20 protein-coding genes are annotated in these 17,122 nt (G+C 71.0%); 12 read left to right on the top strand and 8 right to left on the bottom strand.

What is annotated here, in order from left to right:
* Positions 1 to 16: 16 nt before the first annotated feature.
* Positions 17 to 919 (top strand): LysR family transcriptional regulator, encoded by a 903-nt coding sequence (locus tag OHB41_RS10440; protein WP_266697560.1) that lies wholly within the window; start codon positions 17 to 19, stop codon positions 917 to 919.
* A gap of 109 nt (positions 920 to 1,028) precedes the next feature.
* Here OHB41_RS10440 and OHB41_RS10435 read toward each other — a convergent pair whose 3' ends face one another.
* Positions 1,029 to 1,496 carry a pyridoxamine 5'-phosphate oxidase family protein gene (locus tag OHB41_RS10435; protein ID WP_266697559.1) on the bottom strand — a complete coding sequence of 156 codons (468 nt, stop codon included), beginning with the start codon at positions 1,494 to 1,496 and terminating at the stop codon, positions 1,029 to 1,031.
* Positions 1,497 to 1,639: 143 nt separating this feature from the next.
* Here OHB41_RS10435 and OHB41_RS10430 point away from each other — a divergent pair, with 143 nt between their 5' ends.
* Positions 1,640 to 2,278 (top strand): cysteine hydrolase family protein, encoded by a 639-nt coding sequence (locus OHB41_RS10430; protein ID WP_266697558.1) that lies wholly within the window; start codon positions 1,640 to 1,642, stop codon positions 2,276 to 2,278.
* 12 nt (positions 2,279 to 2,290) lie between these two features.
* Here the strand turns inward: OHB41_RS10430 and OHB41_RS10425 are convergent, their stop codons facing one another.
* The gene (locus OHB41_RS10425; RefSeq protein WP_266697557.1) at positions 2,291 to 2,803 is read right to left on the bottom strand and encodes a Rieske (2Fe-2S) protein; all 513 of its coding nucleotides are present in this window, start codon (positions 2,801 to 2,803) and stop codon (positions 2,291 to 2,293) included.
* Positions 2,804 to 3,541: 738 nt separating this feature from the next.
* Between OHB41_RS10425 and OHB41_RS10420 the strand changes: the two genes are divergently transcribed.
* The 4 genes from OHB41_RS10420 to OHB41_RS10405 all read left to right on the top strand — a co-directional run bounded on the left by OHB41_RS10420 (position 3,542) and on the right by OHB41_RS10405 (position 6,870).
* Positions 3,542 to 4,072, top strand: a complete 531-nt coding sequence (locus OHB41_RS10420) for a toxin-antitoxin system HicB family antitoxin (protein WP_266697556.1) — start codon at positions 3,542 to 3,544, stop codon at positions 4,070 to 4,072.
* Between the two features lie 86 nt (positions 4,073 to 4,158).
* The gene (locus tag OHB41_RS10415; RefSeq protein ID WP_266697555.1) at positions 4,159 to 5,004 is read left to right on the top strand and encodes a DUF4097 family beta strand repeat-containing protein; all 846 of its coding nucleotides are present in this window, start codon (positions 4,159 to 4,161) and stop codon (positions 5,002 to 5,004) included.
* Positions 5,005 to 5,101: 97 nt separating this feature from the next.
* A complete protein-coding gene (locus OHB41_RS10410) occupies positions 5,102 to 6,085 on the top strand; it encodes an efflux ABC transporter ATPase subunit, DrrA-related (protein ID WP_266705765.1) in 984 nt (327 codons plus the stop codon).
* Positions 6,082 to 6,870, top strand: a complete 789-nt coding sequence (locus OHB41_RS10405) for an ABC transporter permease (RefSeq protein WP_266697554.1) — start codon at positions 6,082 to 6,084, stop codon at positions 6,868 to 6,870. Before OHB41_RS10410 ends, OHB41_RS10405 begins: the two co-directional genes overlap by 4 nt.
* Positions 6,871 to 6,983: 113 nt before the next feature.
* Here the strand turns inward: OHB41_RS10405 and OHB41_RS10400 are convergent, their stop codons facing one another.
* Positions 6,984 to 7,700, bottom strand: coding sequence for an N-acyl homoserine lactonase family protein (locus OHB41_RS10400; protein WP_266697553.1), 717 nt, complete (start codon positions 7,698 to 7,700; stop codon positions 6,984 to 6,986).
* Between the two features lie 552 nt (positions 7,701 to 8,252).
* Between OHB41_RS10400 and OHB41_RS10395 the strand changes: the two genes are divergently transcribed.
* From OHB41_RS10395 to OHB41_RS10380, 4 genes are all read left to right on the top strand, one after another.
* Positions 8,253 to 9,116, top strand: coding sequence for a HipA family kinase (locus OHB41_RS10395; protein WP_266697552.1), 864 nt, complete (start codon positions 8,253 to 8,255; stop codon positions 9,114 to 9,116).
* The gene (locus OHB41_RS10390) at positions 9,113 to 9,496 is read left to right on the top strand and encodes a DUF3037 domain-containing protein (RefSeq protein WP_266697551.1); all 384 of its coding nucleotides are present in this window, start codon (positions 9,113 to 9,115) and stop codon (positions 9,494 to 9,496) included. Before OHB41_RS10395 ends, OHB41_RS10390 begins: the two co-directional genes overlap by 4 nt.
* 159 nt (positions 9,497 to 9,655) lie before the next feature.
* Positions 9,656 to 10,417, top strand: coding sequence for a 3-oxoacyl-ACP reductase FabG (gene fabG / locus OHB41_RS10385; protein ID WP_266697550.1), 762 nt, complete (start codon positions 9,656 to 9,658; stop codon positions 10,415 to 10,417).
* 17 nt (positions 10,418 to 10,434) lie between these two features.
* Entirely contained in the window at positions 10,435 to 11,196 is a 762-nt protein-coding gene (locus OHB41_RS10380) for an SDR family oxidoreductase (RefSeq protein WP_266697549.1), read from the top strand.
* 200 nt (positions 11,197 to 11,396) lie between these two features.
* On the opposite strand, the gene OHB41_RS10375 is transcribed toward OHB41_RS10380, so the two are convergent.
* The 3 genes from OHB41_RS10375 to OHB41_RS10365 form a co-directional block, all read right to left on the bottom strand.
* On the bottom strand, positions 11,397 to 12,194 hold the full coding sequence (locus OHB41_RS10375) for a crotonase/enoyl-CoA hydratase family protein (protein ID WP_266697548.1): 798 nt from the start codon (positions 12,192 to 12,194) through the stop codon (positions 11,397 to 11,399).
* 128 nt (positions 12,195 to 12,322) lie between these two features.
* On the bottom strand, positions 12,323 to 13,225 hold the full coding sequence (locus OHB41_RS10370; protein WP_266697547.1) for an SMP-30/gluconolactonase/LRE family protein: 903 nt from the start codon (positions 13,223 to 13,225) through the stop codon (positions 12,323 to 12,325).
* Between the two features lie 52 nt (positions 13,226 to 13,277).
* On the bottom strand, positions 13,278 to 14,249 hold the full coding sequence (locus OHB41_RS10365) for a 3-hydroxyacyl-CoA dehydrogenase NAD-binding domain-containing protein (RefSeq protein ID WP_266697546.1): 972 nt from the start codon (positions 14,247 to 14,249) through the stop codon (positions 13,278 to 13,280).
* 479 nt (positions 14,250 to 14,728) lie between these two features.
* On the opposite strand from OHB41_RS10365, the gene OHB41_RS10360 reads away from it, so the two are divergent.
* Both OHB41_RS10360 and OHB41_RS10355 read left to right on the top strand, forming a co-directional pair.
* The gene (locus OHB41_RS10360) at positions 14,729 to 15,412 is read left to right on the top strand and encodes a uracil-DNA glycosylase (protein ID WP_266697545.1); all 684 of its coding nucleotides are present in this window, start codon (positions 14,729 to 14,731) and stop codon (positions 15,410 to 15,412) included.
* 145 nt (positions 15,413 to 15,557) lie between these two features.
* Positions 15,558 to 16,121, top strand: coding sequence for a hypothetical protein (locus OHB41_RS10355; protein ID WP_266697544.1), 564 nt, complete (start codon positions 15,558 to 15,560; stop codon positions 16,119 to 16,121).
* 172 nt (positions 16,122 to 16,293) lie between these two features.
* Here the strand turns inward: OHB41_RS10355 and OHB41_RS10350 are convergent, their stop codons facing one another.
* Together OHB41_RS10350 and OHB41_RS10345 are read right to left on the bottom strand one after the other, a co-directional pair.
* Entirely contained in the window at positions 16,294 to 16,542 is a 249-nt protein-coding gene (locus tag OHB41_RS10350; RefSeq protein ID WP_266697543.1) for a hypothetical protein, read from the bottom strand.
* 78 nt (positions 16,543 to 16,620) lie between these two features.
* Positions 16,621 to 17,094, bottom strand: a complete 474-nt coding sequence (locus OHB41_RS10345; RefSeq protein ID WP_266697542.1) for a hypothetical protein — start codon at positions 17,092 to 17,094, stop codon at positions 16,621 to 16,623.
* Between the last annotated feature and the right edge of the window lie 28 nt (positions 17,095 to 17,122).

The following is a 17,122-nucleotide window of genomic DNA, read 5'->3' as shown; positions in this document are numbered from 1 at the left end:
TCGTAGTATTGCTTACATGTTGAATCTGGAGCGCCTGCGCACCCTCGACGCCCTCGCCCGGCACGGCTCGGTGAGCGGCGCGGCCGAAGGGCTGCATGTGACGACGTCGGCCGTGTCCCAGCAGATGTCCAAGCTGGAGCGCGAGGTGGGGCAGCAGCTGCTCGCCAAGAACGGGCGGGGGGTCAGGCTCACGGACGCGGGCCGGCTTCTCGCCGACCACGCGGCGCGCATCCTCTCGCAGGTCGAACTCGCCCAGTCCGACCTGGAGGCACAGCGCGGCCAGGTAGTCGGTGAGCTGCGGCTCTCGGCGTTCCCGACCGCCGCGCGCGGGCTGTTCCCCACCGCGCTCGCCGCACTGCGCGCCGACCACCCCGGGCTGCGCGTGCGTTCGTGCGAACTGGAACCCGAGGCCGGCGTCGCGGGTGTGGTGCGCGGCGACCTCGACCTCGCGGTGGTGCTCGACTGGTACAACAAGCCGATGCCGTTGCCCGACGGCCTGGTGAAGGCGTCGATCCTCGATGACCCGGCCGATGTGGCGGTGCCGGTCGGCCACCGGCTCGCGGACCGCGCGGAGGTCGACCTGGCCGAGTTCGCCGAGGACGAGTGGATCACCTGGGGCGAGGGCGAGTTCTGTCACGAGTGGCTGATGTTCACGCTGCGCTCGAAGGGCGTCGAGCCGCACGTCGGCCACCGCGCCGCCGAGACGCACACCCAGCTCAGCATGGTCGCCGCGGGGCTCGGCGTCTGCATCGCGCCGGTGCTCGGGCGTCGTCCGATGGCGGAAGGGGTCGTCACGGTGCCGCTGCGCCAGCGCGTCCGGCGCCATGTGTACGTCGTCTGGCGGGCGGACGCCGACCGCCGCCCGTCCATCAGGGCGGCGGTGGAGGCACTGCGGGCGGCCGGGGCAGGGGTCCGCTGACCTGACTGACCGGCCTGGCCGGCGGGCATGGCGCCTGGCCCCCTGACCGACCCGACCCGACCCGACCGACTGGAGTGATGCCGGACGTCCGCGCCTCCGCCTCGTCTGTCTACAGCGGCGGCAGCTTCCGGAAGTCCCAGGAGGCGATCGCCGCCGGAGTCAGCCGCGCCCACGCGTGACGGCCGTCGTGCGGCATCTCCTCCAGACCGAAGTTCTTGCGGGCGAACAGGGTCTCCGGGACATCGAGTTCGGCGCGCAGATCCCCGGTGCGGGGGACCTCGCCCACGAACTCCACCGTCCCGGACAGCTCGACGCCCCGCAACTGGTCGTACTCCTCCCCGGAGTCGACGACCACCGCGACCCGAGGGTCACGCCGCAACTGGGCCCACCGCTTGCTGCGTACCACGGAGTACAGCCACAGCGAGGTGCCGTCCCAGGCGAACCAGAGGGCGCTCACATGCGGGACGCCGTCCTGCGACACCGTCGCGACGCGGCACGTGCGCTGGGTGGTGAGGAACTCGTCCAGCTCGGCGGGAGTCATCATGATCTTCCGACCCCTGCGCTGAGTGACGGTCATACGGTCACCTCTTCTTCCACGTCGGCCTGGTACGTCGACAGAGATCCTCTGACGTCGCGTCAGAAAAAGGATGGGGTGTCTTCCGTCCCCACGCAATGGTCGTTACGCTCCCCCGCCCCGACCCTCGACGACAAGGGGGAACCGTGCCGTCGTACGAACAGCTCCGTGAGCTCCTCGCTCCCGCCACCACCGTGCTGCTCACCGTCGAGTGCCAGCAGGGTGTGGTGGGCCCCGGCAGCGCACTGCCCGAACTCGCCGAAGAGGCCCGCTCCTCGGGGGCGTTGGCGCAGGTGGCCCGGCTGGTGGCCGCGGCGCACGAGAGCGGGGTGCAGGTGATCCACGCGGTCGCGGAGCGGCGGCCCGACGGGCGCGGCGCCAATCGCAACGCCCGGCTCTTCCGCGCGGCCGAACGGCTTCCCGTGCGCCAGCTGTCGGGGACGGCGGCGGTCCGGGTCGCCGCCCCGATCGACGTCGCCGAGGAGGACCTCGTCGTACGTCGTCTGCACGGGCTGTCACCGATCGCGGGGACGGACGTCGACGCGCTGCTGCGCAACCTGGGCTGCCGCACCCTCGTGGTGACCGGTGTCTCCGCCAACGTGGCCGTCCCGAATGCCGTGTTCGATGCCGTGAACCGCGGCTACACCGTCGTGGTGCCCGCGGATGCCATCGCGGGAGTGCCCTCCGACTACACCCCCGCGATGGTCCGCAACACGCTCGCCCTGGTCGCCACCGTCACCGCCACCGAAGACGTGCTGGCCTGTTTCGTGCGACCGCGCCGCTGAAGCCCGCCGGGGTCACGCGAGCTTGATCGAGTCCCCGTCCACGCTGATGTCGGCGGCCGCCAGGGCCTGCGTCGCGGGCCCCTTCTTCACGCTGCCGTCCGTGGCGGAGAACTGGCTGTTGTGGCAGGGGCAGGTGATCACGCCGTTCGCGATGTCCTTCACGGCGCAGCCCTGGTGGGTGCACTTGGAGGAGAAGGCCTTGAAGGTGCCCGCCGTCGGCTGCGTGACCACCACGCCCTGGTCGGCGAAGACCTTGCCACCGCCCTCCGGGATGTCGGCGGTCTTGGCGAGGACCGAGCCGCCCGCGTTCCCGGCCTCGCCGTTGTCGCCGCCGCCCGAACCTCCGCTGCTCGCGCTGCTCGCGCTGCTGGCGCTGCTGGCGCTGCTCGCGCTGGAGGAGGAGCCGGAGGACTTGTCGTCCGACCCACACGCGGTCAGCGCGACGGCGAGCCCTGCCGCGCCGACCGCCGCCACGACGGTGCGACGTGCCGGAGCCGGGGCGGGGTGAAGCGATTCGCTGGTCATGCTGACTTTCCCTCCGATGGGTGTGATGGGTTGATCCGTACAGAAGTACGTCCCGCCGTCGTGACCTGTTCAGAAGGCGGTGACTTCTTGACCCGATGCACAGCGGGCCGACAGCTTGTCCGCCCCGGTCGAGAGCTTGCCGACAGCTGAGGCCCCCAGGGTGTCCGGGTGTGCCGGACGCCCACGGGCAGCGTCCGGAATGACCCTCGTCACGGGCCGGGGGAGTGGTGACGGACGACGTCGGGAGACTACGACAACGCCGGAAAAGCGTGGATTGCACCACGCGGACGGCGACCACATGGTGCACGTATGGCTGTGGCGACCACGAGTCCTGTGACCGGTACGGGGGGCAGGGGAGCTCGCCGACGGCCACCTACGGCTTGGGGTCGAAGGTGTGGAGCGAGAACGGGGACGAGCCGCGACGCGCACTTCCTGGAGCCCCGGGCGTCTTTCGGCGTCTTTCAGGGGTGCATCGCGGTCAGATGCGGTCGGAGGGCTGCGCCCTCCAGTGGCGCCACAGTGGCACGAGCGTGGTGTCATCGGGCTTCATTGATGGCAGCGCGCGTGCCGCTCGCGGTGTCGGGCTGTGGAGGGGTCACGAAAATGCAGTGGCGCCGCCTTGATGCAACTCCATGACGGGCATGTTTTCGCAGCTCAGCGCCATGAGGTCGGTGCTGACCCGCGATCGCTCGCTCTACCTGCTTGCGTGTGACGCCATGATGGTGCCATTATGGCGTCATGGACCTGATGCCGTATGTCGACAACCTCCGCCGTGAACTCGCGGTGGCCGCCGAAGCCGGCGGCGAAGAGGCGCGCGAGCTGGCCGAGCGGCTCACCGCTCCCTTGGAGTCGGCGACCCGCCTGACGCTGCTCAACGTGCTCTCCGCCGCGATGGACGAGATCACCCGTGAACTCGCCCCCGGCTCGGTCGACGTACGACTGCGCGGCCTCGACCCCGACTTCGTGGTGACGCGGCCGGCGGCCGACGAGGTGTACGAGGACACGGGCGGGCCCGCCGAGCCGCTCAGGGCCCCGGCACCGGCGCCCACAGAGGGCGACGACGGCGGCACCGCCCGCGTCAATCTGCGCCTGCCCGCCCACCTCAAGGCGCGCGCCCAGGAGGCCGCGAGCCGCGAGGGCCTGTCGGTCAACGCGTGGCTGGTACGAGCCGTGTCGGCCGCGGTCGACGGTGGCACCCAGCCGCGTACGCCGGAGAAGACCCGCACCACCCGCACCGTCGGACAGAGCCTCACGGGCTGGGTGCGCTAGCCGGGACGAGGCAAGTCCACTCCACTTCACTCACACCAGGTCCCACCAGCAGGGACACCGCCAAGACCCAAGAGGACGGGACAGCCATGCCTTCTTTCGACACTCCCCAGCCGGTCTCGGTCACCGCCAACGTGGCCGCCGGATCCATCCAGTTCTCCGCGAGCGAGCGCCTCGACACGGTCGTCGAGGTGCGACCCCGCGACCCGAAGAAGGACAAGGACGTGCGGGTCGCCGAGCAGACCGAGGTCACGTACGCGAACGGCGTGCTGACCATCAGGACGCCCAAGGGGCGCTACCTCGTCGGTCCCACCGGCAGCGTCGACGTGACGGTCGAACTGCCCACCGGCTCCCGCGTCGACACAACCGGCTCCTGGACCCAGGTGCTCGGCGAGGGCCGGCTCGGTGAGGTCCGCGTGAAGACATCGTCGGGTGACGTCCGCCTGGATGCGACGGGCCCGCTGCAACTGACCGCGTCGCACGGCTCGATCACCGTGGACCAGATCGAGGGCCTGGCCGAGATCACCACCAGCTCGGGCAGCCTGCGGGTCGGTACGGTGGACGGCCCGGCCGTCCTGAAGAACTCGCACGGCAGCACGACCGTCGGCGCCGCGATCGGCGAGCTGCGGGTGAGCGGAGCCAACGGGGACATCGACATCCAGCGCGCCGAGAGCTCGGTCACCGCGACCACGGCCCACGGCACCCTGCGGGTGGGGGACGTGGCCCGTGGCACCGTCCAGTTGGAGACCTCCTACGGCGCCATCGACGTCGGCATCCGCAAGGGCACGGCCGCCTGGCTCGACGTCAGCTCGGCCAACGGGCAGGTACGCAACGCGCTCACCGCGTCCGACAGCCCGGACGAGTCCGAGGACACCGTCGAGGTCAAGGCCCGCACCCGCTACGGCAACATCGACATCCGCCGCGCCCGGCCCTGACCCGCCCGCCCGACCGCTTCACAGCCAAGGCCACTCGACCGCTCACCACCCCTTCGACCGGGAGGACTCCATGCCTTCTTCTGTCATGCCCATGTCCATGCCCATGCCCAGACAGGGCGACGGGCGGCAGCCGTCCGCCGCCGTCTCCGCCGTCCGGCTGCGCAAGGCCTACGGCGACAAGACCGTGCTCGACGGCATCGACCTCGCCGTCGCGGCCGGGACCGTGTTCGCGCTGCTCGGCCCGAACGGCGCCGGCAAGACCACCGCCGTGAAGATCCTGTCCACACTCATCACCGCCGACGGCGGCCAGGCCCACGTCGCGGGCCACGACCTGGCCGTCGACCCGCAGGCCGCCCGCGCCGCGATCGGTGTCACCGGCCAGTTCTCCGCCGTCGACGGCCTGATCACGGGCGAGGAGAACATGCTCCTCATGGCGGACCTGCACCACCTGTCCAAGCGCGAGGGCCGACGCGTCGCCGCCGAACTCCTCGAGCGCTTCGACCTCACCGAGGCCGCGAAGAAACCGGCCTCCACCTACTCCGGCGGCATGAAACGCCGCCTGGACATCGCCATGACCCTGGTCGGCAGCCCGCGGATCATCTTCCTCGACGAACCCACCACAGGCCTCGACCCGCGCGCCCGCCACAACATGTGGCAGATCATCCGCGCTCTCGTCTCCGACGGCGTCACCGTCTTCCTCACCACCCAGTACCTGGACGAGGCCGACGAACTCGCCGACCGCATCGCCCTGCTGCACGACGGCAAGATCGCCGCCGAGGGCAGCGCCGAGGAACTGAAGCGACTGATCCCCGGCGGACACGTCCGCCTCCGCTTCACCGACCCGACCGCGTACCGGTCCGCCGCCTCCACGCTGCGCGAGGCCACCCGGGACGACGAAGCACTGTCGTTGCGGATCCCGAGCGACGGCAGCCAGCGCGAGCTGCGCTCGATCCTCGACTGGCTGGACTCGGCAGACATCGAGGCGGACGAGCTGACCGTGCACACCCCCGACCTCGACGACGTGTTCTTCGCCCTGACCGGCTCCGGCACACCCGACAAGACCAAGGAGGACGTCCGATGAGCTCCCTCCCCCTCGCCGTGCGTGACTCGTCCACGATGTTGCGGCGGAACCTGCTGCACGCGCGGCGCTATCCGTCCATGACGCTGAATCTGCTGCTCACGCCGGTCATGCTGCTCCTGCTCTTCGTCTACATCTTCGGCGACACCATGAGCGCGGGCATCGGTGGCGGCGCCGACCGCTCCGAGTACGTCGCGTATCTCGTCCCGGGCCTCCTGCTGATGACGGTCGGCAGTACCACGATCGGCACCGCGGTCTCCGTCTCCAACGACATGACCGAGGGCATCATCGCCCGCTTCCGCACCATGGCTGTCCACCGCGGCTCCGTGATCATCGGACACGTCATCGGCAGCGTCCTGCAGTCGGTCATCAGCGTGGTCGTCGTCGGCGCCGTCGCCGTGGCCATCGGCTTCCGCTCCACCGATGCCACCGTCCTGGAGTGGCTGGCGGCGTTCGGACTGCTCGTGCTCTTCGCCACGGCGCTCACCTGGATCGCGGTCGGCATGGGTCTGGTCAGTCCGAACGCCGAGGCCGCCAGCAACAACGCACTGCCGCTGATCTTCCTGCCGCTCATCTCCAGCACCTTCGTCCCGGTCGACGCGATGCCGGGCTGGTTCCGGCCGATCGCCGAGTACCAGCCGTTCACCCCGGCCATCGAGACCTTGCGCGGGCTGTTGCTGGGCACCGGGATCGGCCACAACGGATGGCTGGCCGTGGGCTGGTGCCTGGGACTGGCCGCGCTCGGCTACGTGTGGTCCAAGTCGGTTTTCAACCGGGACCCGAAATAGCGGGCAGCGGGCAGCGGGCTGCGGTCAGTGGGCCGCAGCCCGCGGACCGTCCGCTCCAGGGCGGCGTACTCCGACACCGCAACATCTGAACGACGCGGTTCGGCGTCGCTGGGTCAGTTCCGGAAGACGCTGTCCGAGGGTTCCCAGATCGAGCAGTCGTGGGCGAAGAGCACACGTCGCGGGTCGAAGTCGGCAAGTCGCTCCAACCAATGCTCATAGTCGGGAAGCGGCTGTTCGACGCCGTGAAGTGCGGCCTGGCGGGCCAGTTGGCCCGACGCGAACTGGGATGCGAAGTCGTGTGCCTGGCCGGCGAGGATCACGGTGCCGTCGCCCTGCCGAATGACCAGCGACTGATGTCCTCGGGTATGCCCGGGGGTCGGGATGATCCAGACGCCCGGCCAGACCTCGGTCTCACCGGCGAGTTCCTCGTACGATGCGCCGGGGAAGTCGACAAGCTCGTCGAGGGTGTAGTTGCCCCGGCGGGCGGTGGCCAGCTCGACTTCCTGGACCAGGATCGGCTTGCCGCCCAGCAGGGGATTCCCGCCGCAGTGGTCGAAGTGAAGGTGGCAGTTCACGACCAGAGAGATGTCGCCGAGGGTGACTCCAACGGTCGACAGTGCCTCTTGCAGTGCACGGCGCCGGGGTCGGTAGTGCGCCTCGGTCTCGGAGTCGGCGCTGCCGATGCCGGTGTCGAAGAGGATCAGTCCCTGGTCGTGTCGCACCAGATAGGCGAGCACGGGTTCAACCCGAGGTTGCGGGTCGCCCGTCTCTGAAGCCGGCCGGATGAAGTACCCCAGGTCGAGTCGCCGGACCGCCGAATTCTTCCCCATGCGGCCATCCTGACAGGCAGAGATGTGCCGTCCAGCGGGTCTGCCGACAGCAGAGTCGCGACTACGACGTCGAGCGACAGCCACCGGGCCGTTCCCGTAAGGCAGTTACGTGCCCGTGGCGAGGGGGCACGCGTCTACCGGAAGGGCATCGGTGTGGAGCCGGAGACGCGCGTCACCGAGCGGCACGCCTGAATGCTCCCGGGAGAGGACCGCACGGCCCCCTGCCCACACCTGAGTCACCCGCGCCGTAGGGCCTCACGATCCGGGCTGGAGTCGGTCACACGGCAACGTCACCTCAAGGTGTTCCCGCCGATCGGGCACTCCTCGCCCGCGATCACCCTCGGTTACTATGCTCACTCCGTGCCGGAGGCGGGCATCAAGGGACGCACTGGCGTCGATGGACTGCTTGGAGAGCGGGGAGAGCGGGGCGATCGGCAGACCGGCCGAGACTCCCCGGATTCTCCCCGGGCCCGGCGACGGGAGGTTCCCGCTGCCGAGCCCTGTGGAATCGGCCGTGGATGGCAGAGTTGAAGAGATGGGTGGCCGGGGATAGTGCTGAAAGAGGTCGCCGCGACCCGCTACATCACGCCGCTGCGTGAGGGTGGCTCGCTGCCGGGGCTCGTCGAGGCCGACGATCTCGGGACGTATGTCATGAAGTTCACCGGCGCGGGGCAGGGGCGCAAGACGCTCGTCGCGGAGGTCGTCTGCGCTGAACTCGCCCGTCGGCTGGGCCTGCGCGTGCCCGGTCTGGTCACGATCGGCCTCGACACCGTCATGGGGCTCGGCGAACCCGACCAGGAGGTCCAGGAACTGCTCAAGTCCAGCGGCGGGCTGAACCTCGGCATGGACTTCCTCTCCCGCGCCGTCGGCTTCGACGCCCTCGCCTTCGAGGTGAGTGCCCGGGAGGCCGGACGCATCGTCTGGTTCGACGCGCTGGTCAACAACGTCGACCGCTCCTGGCGCAACCCCAACCTGCTGATGTGGCACGGCGACCTGTGGCTCATCGACCACGGCGCCACCATGATCTGGCACCACCACTGGCCCGGTGCCCAGGCCTCCGCCGCCAAGCCGTACGACGCCTCCGACCACGCGCTCGCGCCCTTCGGCCCGGACGTCGCCGCGGCGGCGGCCGAGCTGGCGCCGCTGGTGACCGCGGAACTGCTCGCCGAGGTGACCGCCGCGATCCCGGAGGAGTGGCTGGCCGACGAGCCGGGCTTCGACTCCACCGAGGCGCTGCGGCGCGCCTACGCGGAGCCGCTGCTCGCCCGCGCCCCCGTCATCCACGAGCGGGTCAGGGGAATCGAGGGCCGCGGAGCCGGGGAGGGCCGCGCGAGCGGCGATCGTCCCGGCGGCACCGCGGGCCCCGGAGACGGCGGGGGAGTCAAGGGCACCAGGGTCACCGAGGGGGACGAGTGAGCGAGCGGGACGTCTTCGAGTACGCGCTGCTGCGGGTGGTGCCGCGCGTCGAACGCGGCGAGTACTTCAACGCGGGCGTACTGGTGTACTGCCGCGCCAAGTCCTTCGTGGCGGCGCGCACCCATCTGGACGAGACGAAGCTGCGGGCACTGGACCCGGAGGCCGACGTGGCGGGCGTACGGGCCGCGCTGCGCGCCGTGGAAGGGGTCTGCGCGGGTGGGAAAGCGGCAGGTCAGGCTGCGGGGGACGATGCCGGTCGGCGCTTTCGCTGGTTGATCGCGCCGCGCTCGACGGTACTGCAGCCCGGGCCCGTGCACACGGGGCTCACCGCCGATCCGGAGGCCGAGACGGAGCGGTTGCTCGCGCTGCTGGTCAGGTAATGGATCACACCCGTGCCGTGTGCCGTTGACACCGGGTGCCAGGGCTTCTAGCGTCACGTCTGCTGAAGGTACTAAGCGGTCGCTCACCGGACGGGCGTACCGTGTGAGCCGCAGGGCATGTCAGGCCGCAGGGCTTTTCAAGGGCGAGGAGAACCAGCAATGTCCACCACTGAGCAGCGTGTCGCCGTAGTCACCGGTGCCGCGCGCGGCATCGGCGCCGCGACCGCCGTACGACTGGCCGCCGAGGGCCGCGCCGTCGCGGTGATCGATCTCGACGAGGCCGCGTGCAAGGACACCGTGGAGAAGATCACCGCTGCCGGTGGCCGGGCTCTCGCGGTCGGCTGCGACGTCTCCGACGAGGCCCAGGTCGAGGCCGCGATCGAGCGGATCGCCGAGGAGCTCGGTGCGCCGACGATCCTGGTGAACAACGCGGGCGTGCTCCGCGACAACCTGCTGTTCAAGATGGCCGCGTCCGACTGGGACACCGTCATGAACGTGCACCTGCGCGGCGCCTTCCTGATGTCGAAGGCCTGCCAGAAGTACATGGTGGAGGCGAAGTTCGGCCGGATCGTCAACCTGTCGTCCTCCTCCGCTCTCGGCAACCGCGGCCAGGCCAACTACTCCGCCGCCAAGGCCGGTCTGCAGGGCCTGACCAAGACGCTCGCCATCGAGCTCGGCAAGTTCGGCGTCACCGCGAACGCCGTCGCGCCCGGCTTCATCGCCACCGACATGACCGCCGCCACCGCCGCCCGCGTCGGCATGGGCTTCGAGGACTTCCAGGCCGCGGCCGCCACCCAGATCCCCGTGCAGCGCGTCGGCAACCCCGACGACATCGCCAACGCCATCGCCTTCTTCACCGGCGAGGCCGCCGGATTCGTCTCCGGCCAGGTGCTGTACGTGGCCGGCGGACCGCTCAACTAAGGCCGGGGACAAAGACAATGACCGCACTTCCCGAACTCTCCGGCAAGGTCGCCCTCGTCACCGGCGCGAGCCGCGGCATCGGCTACGGCGTCGCGGAGGCCCTCATCGCCCGCGGTGACCGTGTGTGCATCACCGGCCGCAACGAGGACGCTCTCAAGGAGGCCGTCGAGACACTCGGTGCCGACCGCGTCATCGGTGTCGCGGGCAAGGCGCACGACGAGGCCCACCAGGCCGTCGCCGTCGAGCGCACCATGGAGGCCTTCGGACGCGTCGACTACCTGGTCAACAACGCCGGTACGAACCCGGTGTTCGGCCCCATGGCCGACCTGGACCTCAACGTGGCGCGCAAGGTCTTCGAGACGAACGTCGTCTCGGCGCTCGGCTTCGCCCAGCTGACCTGGAAGGCCTGGCAGAGCGAGAACGGCGGCGCGATCGTCAACATCGCGTCCGTCGCGGGCATCTCCCCCTCGCCGTTCATCGGCGCGTACGGCATGAGCAAGGCCGCGATGATCAACCTGACCGTGCAGCTGGCGCACGAGTTCGCGCCCAAGGTGCGGGTCAACGCGATCGCGCCCGCCGTCGTCAAGACCAAGTTCGCGCAGGCCCTGTACGAGGGCCGTGAGGAGGAGGCGGCCGCGGCCTACCCGCTGGGCCGGCTCGGCGTGCCCTCCGACATCGGGGGCGCCGCCGCGTTCCTCACCTCGGCGCAGTCGGACTGGATCACCGGGCAGACGCTCGTGGTCGACGGCGGCATCTTCCTGAACGCCGGAGTGGGCTGACGGACGCCCGGACGCGGGCGTGGACGGACCCGGGCGGCGCCCGCGTCCGGGCGCCGCGGACGCCCGCCGTCACGCCTGCGCAGTCATCTACGCGCTGATCAAGTGCCCCGCCGGGAACACGGGTTGCCCGGCGGGGCACCGCCGTACGATCTGCCGGGGCCTGGTCGTGGCGGACCGAGACCGGGGGAAGGGGACTGCGGTCAGCGGCCTTCCCAGTGGGGTGAGCGCCTTTCGGCGAAGGCGTGGGCCCCTTCCTGTGCGTCGTGGGACGCGAGGACCGGTGCGACGAGCTGATCCTGCTGGCGGAACGCGTCCTGGTCGCCGTACGCGGTCCGCTCGTTGACCGCGCGTTTGACCGCTGCGAGGGACAGCGGCGCGTTCCGTGCGATGCGGTGAGCCATCTCCACGGCCTTGGCGAGCGCCTCGCCGGAGGGGGTGAGGTGGTTGACGAGGCCGAGCTGATGGGCCCGTTCGGCGGGCAGGGGATCGCCGGTGAGGAGGACCTCGACGGCGATGTTGCGGGGGATGCGTTCGGGCAGACGCACGATTCCGCCTTCAGGGGGGACCAGGCCGACCGTCACCTCGGTGAGGCCGAAGGTGGCGTCCTGGGCTGCCACGATCATGTCGCAGGCGAGGGCCATCTCGGTGCCGCCGCCCAGCGCCCAGCCCTCGACGGCCGCGATGAGCGGGCTGCGAAGCGGGGTCCGGGTGAGTCCGGCGAAGCCCCGCCCCGGGATGATCGGGGTGTCTCCGGCCGCGTACGCCTTGAGGTCCATGCCCGCGCTGAAGGTGCCGCCGGCACCGGTGAGCACACCGACCAGCAGGTCGTCGCGGGCGTCGAGTCGGTCGAAGGCGTCTGCCAGGGCCCGCGCGGTGGCGCCGTCGACAGCGTTGCGTACCCTCGGTCGGTCTATCGTGATCACGAAGACCGCGCCGTGCTCTTCGGTGCGCACGGTGGGAGTGCCGGTCGGGGTGTCGGTGGGGGGTTCGGTGTTCATGTCGGACATTCCTTGTCTCGCCGCCCGGGCTTGGCTGTTGACCGTTGACGGCTCGGGGTGTTCGTGGCGGCCTTCGGCTTCGGGACCGCGGTGGCGGCGTCACCCGCCCACTGCCGGGCGACCCGTGGCTACGGCTCCTCGGCGGGAAGCACGGCATGGGCGATCCCGGTGAGGTTGCCCTGCGCGATGAGGATCTCCCGGCGGCTCGACCCGTCGAGGTCGGCCGCGTAGACGGTCCCGGCCATGTCGGTCACGAACATGCGGCCGTCGTCCAGATCGAGAGCGATGCCGATGCCTTCCATCAGGTGCGTCCACAGGATCTCGGGCTCCCGCTGCCCGCCGGGCGGATCCACCGGCGTGCGATTCACGGAGTTGCCTCGCGGCGGGTCCCCCCGGTCGGTCCAGTACAGCGTGCGTTCCGTCAGGTCCAGCTGCAGGTCGATCGGCTCCGGCAGCCCCTGGAGCAGCACCTCGATGTCGCTCCGGCCGGCCGGGGACTCGCCGGCGGGCAGGTCGATCCCGGCCCGGAGGATCTTCCCCAGTCCCGCGTCGCTCGGTCCCTTCTGCGACCAGTACAGGTGCCCGCCGTCAGGATCCACGGCGACTCCGACGCACCACCTGGTCTCGTCGCGCCGGTCGCTGTCCGTCCGGCCCGTCTGTACGAGCGTCTCGAGGTTCGAGCCGTCGAGGTCGCAGCGCATGACGCGCATCCCCTCGCGGTCACCCCAGTAGAGCTTGCGGCCGACGGCCTCGAGGTGCAGCTGTTTCGGCGTGTGCGTGCCGCCGTCGGGAACGATCGTCGTCCGGTTGCCTCCGTCCAGGTCGACACGCTCGATCGAGCCGTCGTCGACCGGCGGGGAACCCATGTTCGTCCAGTAGACGTGCCCCGCCTCGGCGTCGACGGCCACACCATCGGGGAACCTGCATCCCGAGACGACGATCCGCTTGTCGGTGCCGTCGGGGTTCACCGAGAACACGCGGCCGTCACCGCTGAGTTCGAGCACGAACAGTTTCTGCCGCCGATCTGTCACGGTTCCTCCTCCCGGGCGAGGGCCCGCCGCCCCGGGGATGACGCGTGCGGTCTCATGCCTGCCCGCCGAGGCCGAGGGTGTCGGCGGGCGGGCCGGATGCCCGCACGGCCAGCAGACTGAGCAGCATCGCGTCCCGCTGGGCGGCCAGTTCGTCGACGGAGTGGCCGTCCGCCTCCTCCAGCACCCCGCCGACGATCTTCTCCTTGAGCTCGGGCGTGAGTTCCGGATCGCCCAGTTCCCGCCACATCCCGGCCATACCCGGCATGAGGGTCTCCATGAAGTGCTGGATGCCGCCCGCGCCTCCGCCGAGATGCCACAGCAGGTTGGGGCCCATGACACCCCACCTGAGTCCTGGACCCCAGGACACCGCGTCGTCGGAGTCCGCGACGTCCAGCACCCCCTGATCGATCATATGGACGACCTCGCGGTACAACGCGGCCTGCAGCCGGTTGGCGACGTGACCGGGGAGCTCCTTCTTGAGGTGGATCGGCTTCTTGCCGATCGCGGTGTAGAAGGACATGGCGTCCCGGACGGTCTCCGGGGCGGTCTTCGCTCCGCCGACGACTTCGACGAGGGGGATGATGTGCGGGGGGTTGAAGGGATGCCCGATGAGGGTGCGCTGCGGATTCCGGCACTCGGCCTGGATGACGCTCATCGTGATGCCCGACGAGCTCGACGCGATGATCGCGCCCGGCGGCGTCGCGTCGTCGATGTCGGCGAACAGGCCGACCTTCAGCTCCGGGCGTTCCGGCGCGTTCTCCTGGACGAAATCGGCGTCAGCGACGGCCTCCCGCATGTCGGAGGTGAACCGCAGACGGTCGGGTGAGGTCCCGGGCTCGGCACCGAGCGTGGCCGCCGCGTCCCAGGCTTCGGCCACGTACGCCCTGAGCGCCTCCTCCGCGGCGGGGGCGGGGTCGGTCGCGGTGACGTCGAAGCCCCGGGCGAGATAGTGCGTCGCCCAGCTCGCACCGATGGTGCCGGTGCCGACGATCGCTACGCGTTGGACGGGTCCGTGTGCGTTCATGGCTCGTCGTCGCTCCTGGGGGTCGGGCGGACTGTGGAGGGTGCGGGCGACGCGGGCGGCGGCAGTCCGCGGGCGGACCGGTCGTGCGGCGCGGCCGGTAGGTAGGTCGCAGGCAGGGAGCCCCGCCCCGCCACGTCGGGGGAGAAGCTCGGTGACGCCGTAAGGGCTCAGTTCCAGGGTGCGGCGCCTGCTCGCCCGGGGCATCTCGGGGGCCGCCGGGGAGCCGTCGTCAAGCGGTCCCCGGAGGCCCGGCGGGTCGTCGTCGACGACCCTGGTGATGTGCGAGCCGCACCGTGAGACCACCAGGTAGCGGGGTGGACGCGGAGGCGGAGACGGCGGCCGGAGCTGCCGGTCGCGGAGGCGGGATCCGCCGGGTGACAGGGGAGGATCCGCTGGTGGCAAGGGGTGCGGGCTCCGGTGTCAGTGGTCGCCTGTAGGTTCTGAGGCCTGGAAGTGACCGTACATCGGAGGAAGTTGACGTGACCGACACCGCCATGCTGCCCGAGTCCTGGCGCGGCGTCCTGGGCGACGAACTGCAGCAGCCCTACTTCAAGGAACTCACCGAGTTCGTCGAGGAGGAGCGAGCCAGGGGTCCCGTCTACCCTCCGCGCGAGGAGGTCTTCGCCGCGCTCGACGCGACCCCGTACGAGCGGGTGAAGGTGCTGGTCCTCGGCCAGGACCCGTACCACGGCGAGGGCCAGGGACACGGCCTGTGCTTCTCGGTGCGCCCCGGAGTGCGGACCCCGCCCTCCCTGCGGAACATCTACAAGGAGATGAAGGAGGAGCTCGGCACCCCGATCCCGGACAACGGCTATCTGATGCCGTGGGCCGAGCAGGGCGTCCTGCTGCTCAACGCGGTGCTGACCGTGCGCTCCGGTGAGGCCAACTCCCACAAGGGCAAGGGCTGGGAGAGGTTCACGGACGCGGTGATCCGCGCTGTGGCCGACCGGCCCGACCCGGCGGTCTTCGTGCTGTGGGGGAACTACGCCCAGAAGAAGCTCCCCCTCATCGACGAGGACCGGCACATCGTGGTGAAGGGCGCGCACCCCTCGCCGCTCTCCGCCAAGAAGTTCTTCGGCTCCCGGCCGTTCACACAGATCAACGAGGCCGTGGCCCAGCAGGGCCACGAGCCGATCGACTGGCGGATCCCGGACCTCGGCTGACCCGGGGTGCGGGACGGCTGGGCCGGGCGGGGGGCCGGTCCGGCCCTCCCCGGCCCGGTCCGGCGGCGTACGGGGGCGCCTGAGCCGGTTTGGCAGTGGCTGCCGTTAGCGTCGGAAGAGACAGTGAACGAGCCTGGAGGACACGGTGGCGGAGCAGCAGGAGCAGACGGCGCCGGACGCCATGATGACCCGGATCGGCCAGGCCGTCATGCTGCACCACGGAGGCGACCGCGAGGAGGCCCGGGGCCGTTTTCTGGACCTGTGGTCGGAGATCGGTGAGGACGGCGACCCGCTGCACCGCTGCACCCTGGCGCACTACCTGGCGGACACCCAGGACGACCCCTCGGACGAGCTGGCGTGGGACCTGCGCGCACTGTCGGCGGCCGACGAACTCGGGGACGACAGGGTCGCGGAGCATCACCGGTCGCCCGCGGTACGCGCGTTCTACCCGTCGCTGCACCTGAACCTGGCGGCCGACTACGTGAAACTCGGCCGCTCCGACGCGGCCCGCAGCCACCTGCGCCGGGCCCGCGGCGCGGTCGGTTTCCTCGGTGACGACCGCTACGGAGACGGGGTGCGCGCGGCGATCGGCCGGCTGGAGCTGAGGCTCGACGGGGAAGAACCGCCGGAGGGGACGCCGGGGGAGGGCCCCGGCCGGTTCGGCGGGCCGGGCGGGGAGACGCTGGGGCCACCGCGCCGGCGACCCTGATCCGCGCCGGGCGCGCGACGACGGCTGCGGCAGCCCGCCGCGCCGTCGGATCGCCCGAACACGCCCTAACACGCCCGATCACGCCCGGACGAGGACGGCCGTCCCTCCGCCGCGCGGGCCACCCGCATCCGACGTCACGCGTTGATCCAGCGGGAATCACGGAACGGCCCCTTCATGGGACAGCCCTCGGCGTCCCGTGGTTGGCGCCACGAGCGGTGACGCCGGACATGAGCTGCCGGACCGGGGCCGCCGGACGCGAGCTGCCGGACGTGACGTCACCGGGCGTAGTGCCGCCGGACGTGGTGGCGTCGGACATGGTGCCGCCGGACGTGGTGGCGTCGGACATGGTGCCGCCGGACGTGGTGGCGTCGGACGTGGTGGCGTCGGACATGGTGCCGCCGGACGTGGTGGCGTCGGACATGGTGGCGTCGGAGGGGGCTGCCGGTCGTGGGGCACGGGGCCTCTGGGGGCCGAGGCCGGAGGCTGGGCGACGGGCGGGTCAATTCCCGTACGTTCCCTTGCAGATGACCGCCTCGGGACTGCCCGGCTTCCACCCCCCGTACTTCCTGCCGAGGGCGCACACGTCCTGGACCTTCGGCGGCTTCGCAGCCGGGGACGGTGCGGCGGCGTGGTGGGCGGGCCGGTGCGGCTTCGGCTGGAGGTGCGGCGCGACGGGGGCGTGGCGTGGGGCGGGCACCCGAGGTGCGGCCTGGGCGGGCGCAGCGGGGTGTTGTCGTGCCGCGGCACGGGACGGTCCCGCTGAAGGCTTCCGCGGCGGTCCGACGAGCTCGAGCGCCTCCCGCGCCGGAGCCTGCACGACCCGCTCCCCGGCTCTGTCGTCCGGACGCGGCGACGACGGGGAGGGAGCGGGTGGCGGGCCGGGAGTGGAGGGCCGCTGGACGGTCACACAGCCGGCGAGGGCGGTGACCGCCACGGTGACCAGGAGCGTCGCGGTCGTCGTCGTTCGATGCACGGGCGCAACTCTGCTGCGTCCGGGCCGC

Source organism: Streptomyces sp. NBC_01571, assembly GCF_026339875.1.
Lineage (GTDB): Bacteria > Actinomycetota > Actinomycetes > Streptomycetales > Streptomycetaceae > Streptomyces.
The sequence above is the reverse complement of the archived record's forward strand: the minus strand, read 5'-3'. Positions and strand labels throughout refer to the sequence as shown.

Bases quoted from the DNA above. Each gene is read 5' to 3' on its own strand.
- OHB41_RS10380 (WP_266697549.1), top strand. From the start codon at position 10,435: ATGACCGCACTTCCCGAACTCTCCGGCAAGGTCGCCCTCGTCACCGGC.
- OHB41_RS10415 (WP_266697555.1), top strand. From the start codon at position 4,159: ATGCCTTCTTTCGACACTCCCCAGCCGGTCTCGGTCACCGCCAACGTG.
- OHB41_RS10405 (WP_266697554.1), top strand. From the start codon at position 6,082: ATGAGCTCCCTCCCCCTCGCCGTGCGTGACTCGTCCACGATGTTGCGG.
- OHB41_RS10425 (WP_266697557.1), bottom strand. From the start codon at position 2,803: ATGACCAGCGAATCGCTTCACCCCGCCCCGGCTCCGGCACGTCGCACC.
- OHB41_RS10440 (WP_266697560.1), top strand. From the start codon at position 17: ATGTTGAATCTGGAGCGCCTGCGCACCCTCGACGCCCTCGCCCGGCAC.
- OHB41_RS10350 (WP_266697543.1), bottom strand. From the start codon at position 16,542: ATGTCCGACGCCACCACGTCCGGCGGCACCATGTCCGACGCCACCACG.
- fabG (WP_266697550.1), top strand. From the start codon at position 9,656: ATGTCCACCACTGAGCAGCGTGTCGCCGTAGTCACCGGTGCCGCGCGC.
- OHB41_RS10375 (WP_266697548.1), bottom strand. From the start codon at position 12,194: ATGAACACCGAACCCCCCACCGACACCCCGACCGGCACTCCCACCGTG.
- OHB41_RS10420 (WP_266697556.1), top strand. From the start codon at position 3,542: ATGGACCTGATGCCGTATGTCGACAACCTCCGCCGTGAACTCGCGGTG.
- OHB41_RS10410 (WP_266705765.1), top strand. From the start codon at position 5,102: ATGCCCATGCCCAGACAGGGCGACGGGCGGCAGCCGTCCGCCGCCGTC.
- OHB41_RS10400 (WP_266697553.1), bottom strand. From the start codon at position 7,700: ATGGGGAAGAATTCGGCGGTCCGGCGACTCGACCTGGGGTACTTCATC.
- OHB41_RS10365 (WP_266697546.1), bottom strand. From the start codon at position 14,249: ATGAACGCACACGGACCCGTCCAACGCGTAGCGATCGTCGGCACCGGC.
- OHB41_RS10435 (WP_266697559.1), bottom strand. From the start codon at position 1,496: ATGACCGTCACTCAGCGCAGGGGTCGGAAGATCATGATGACTCCCGCC.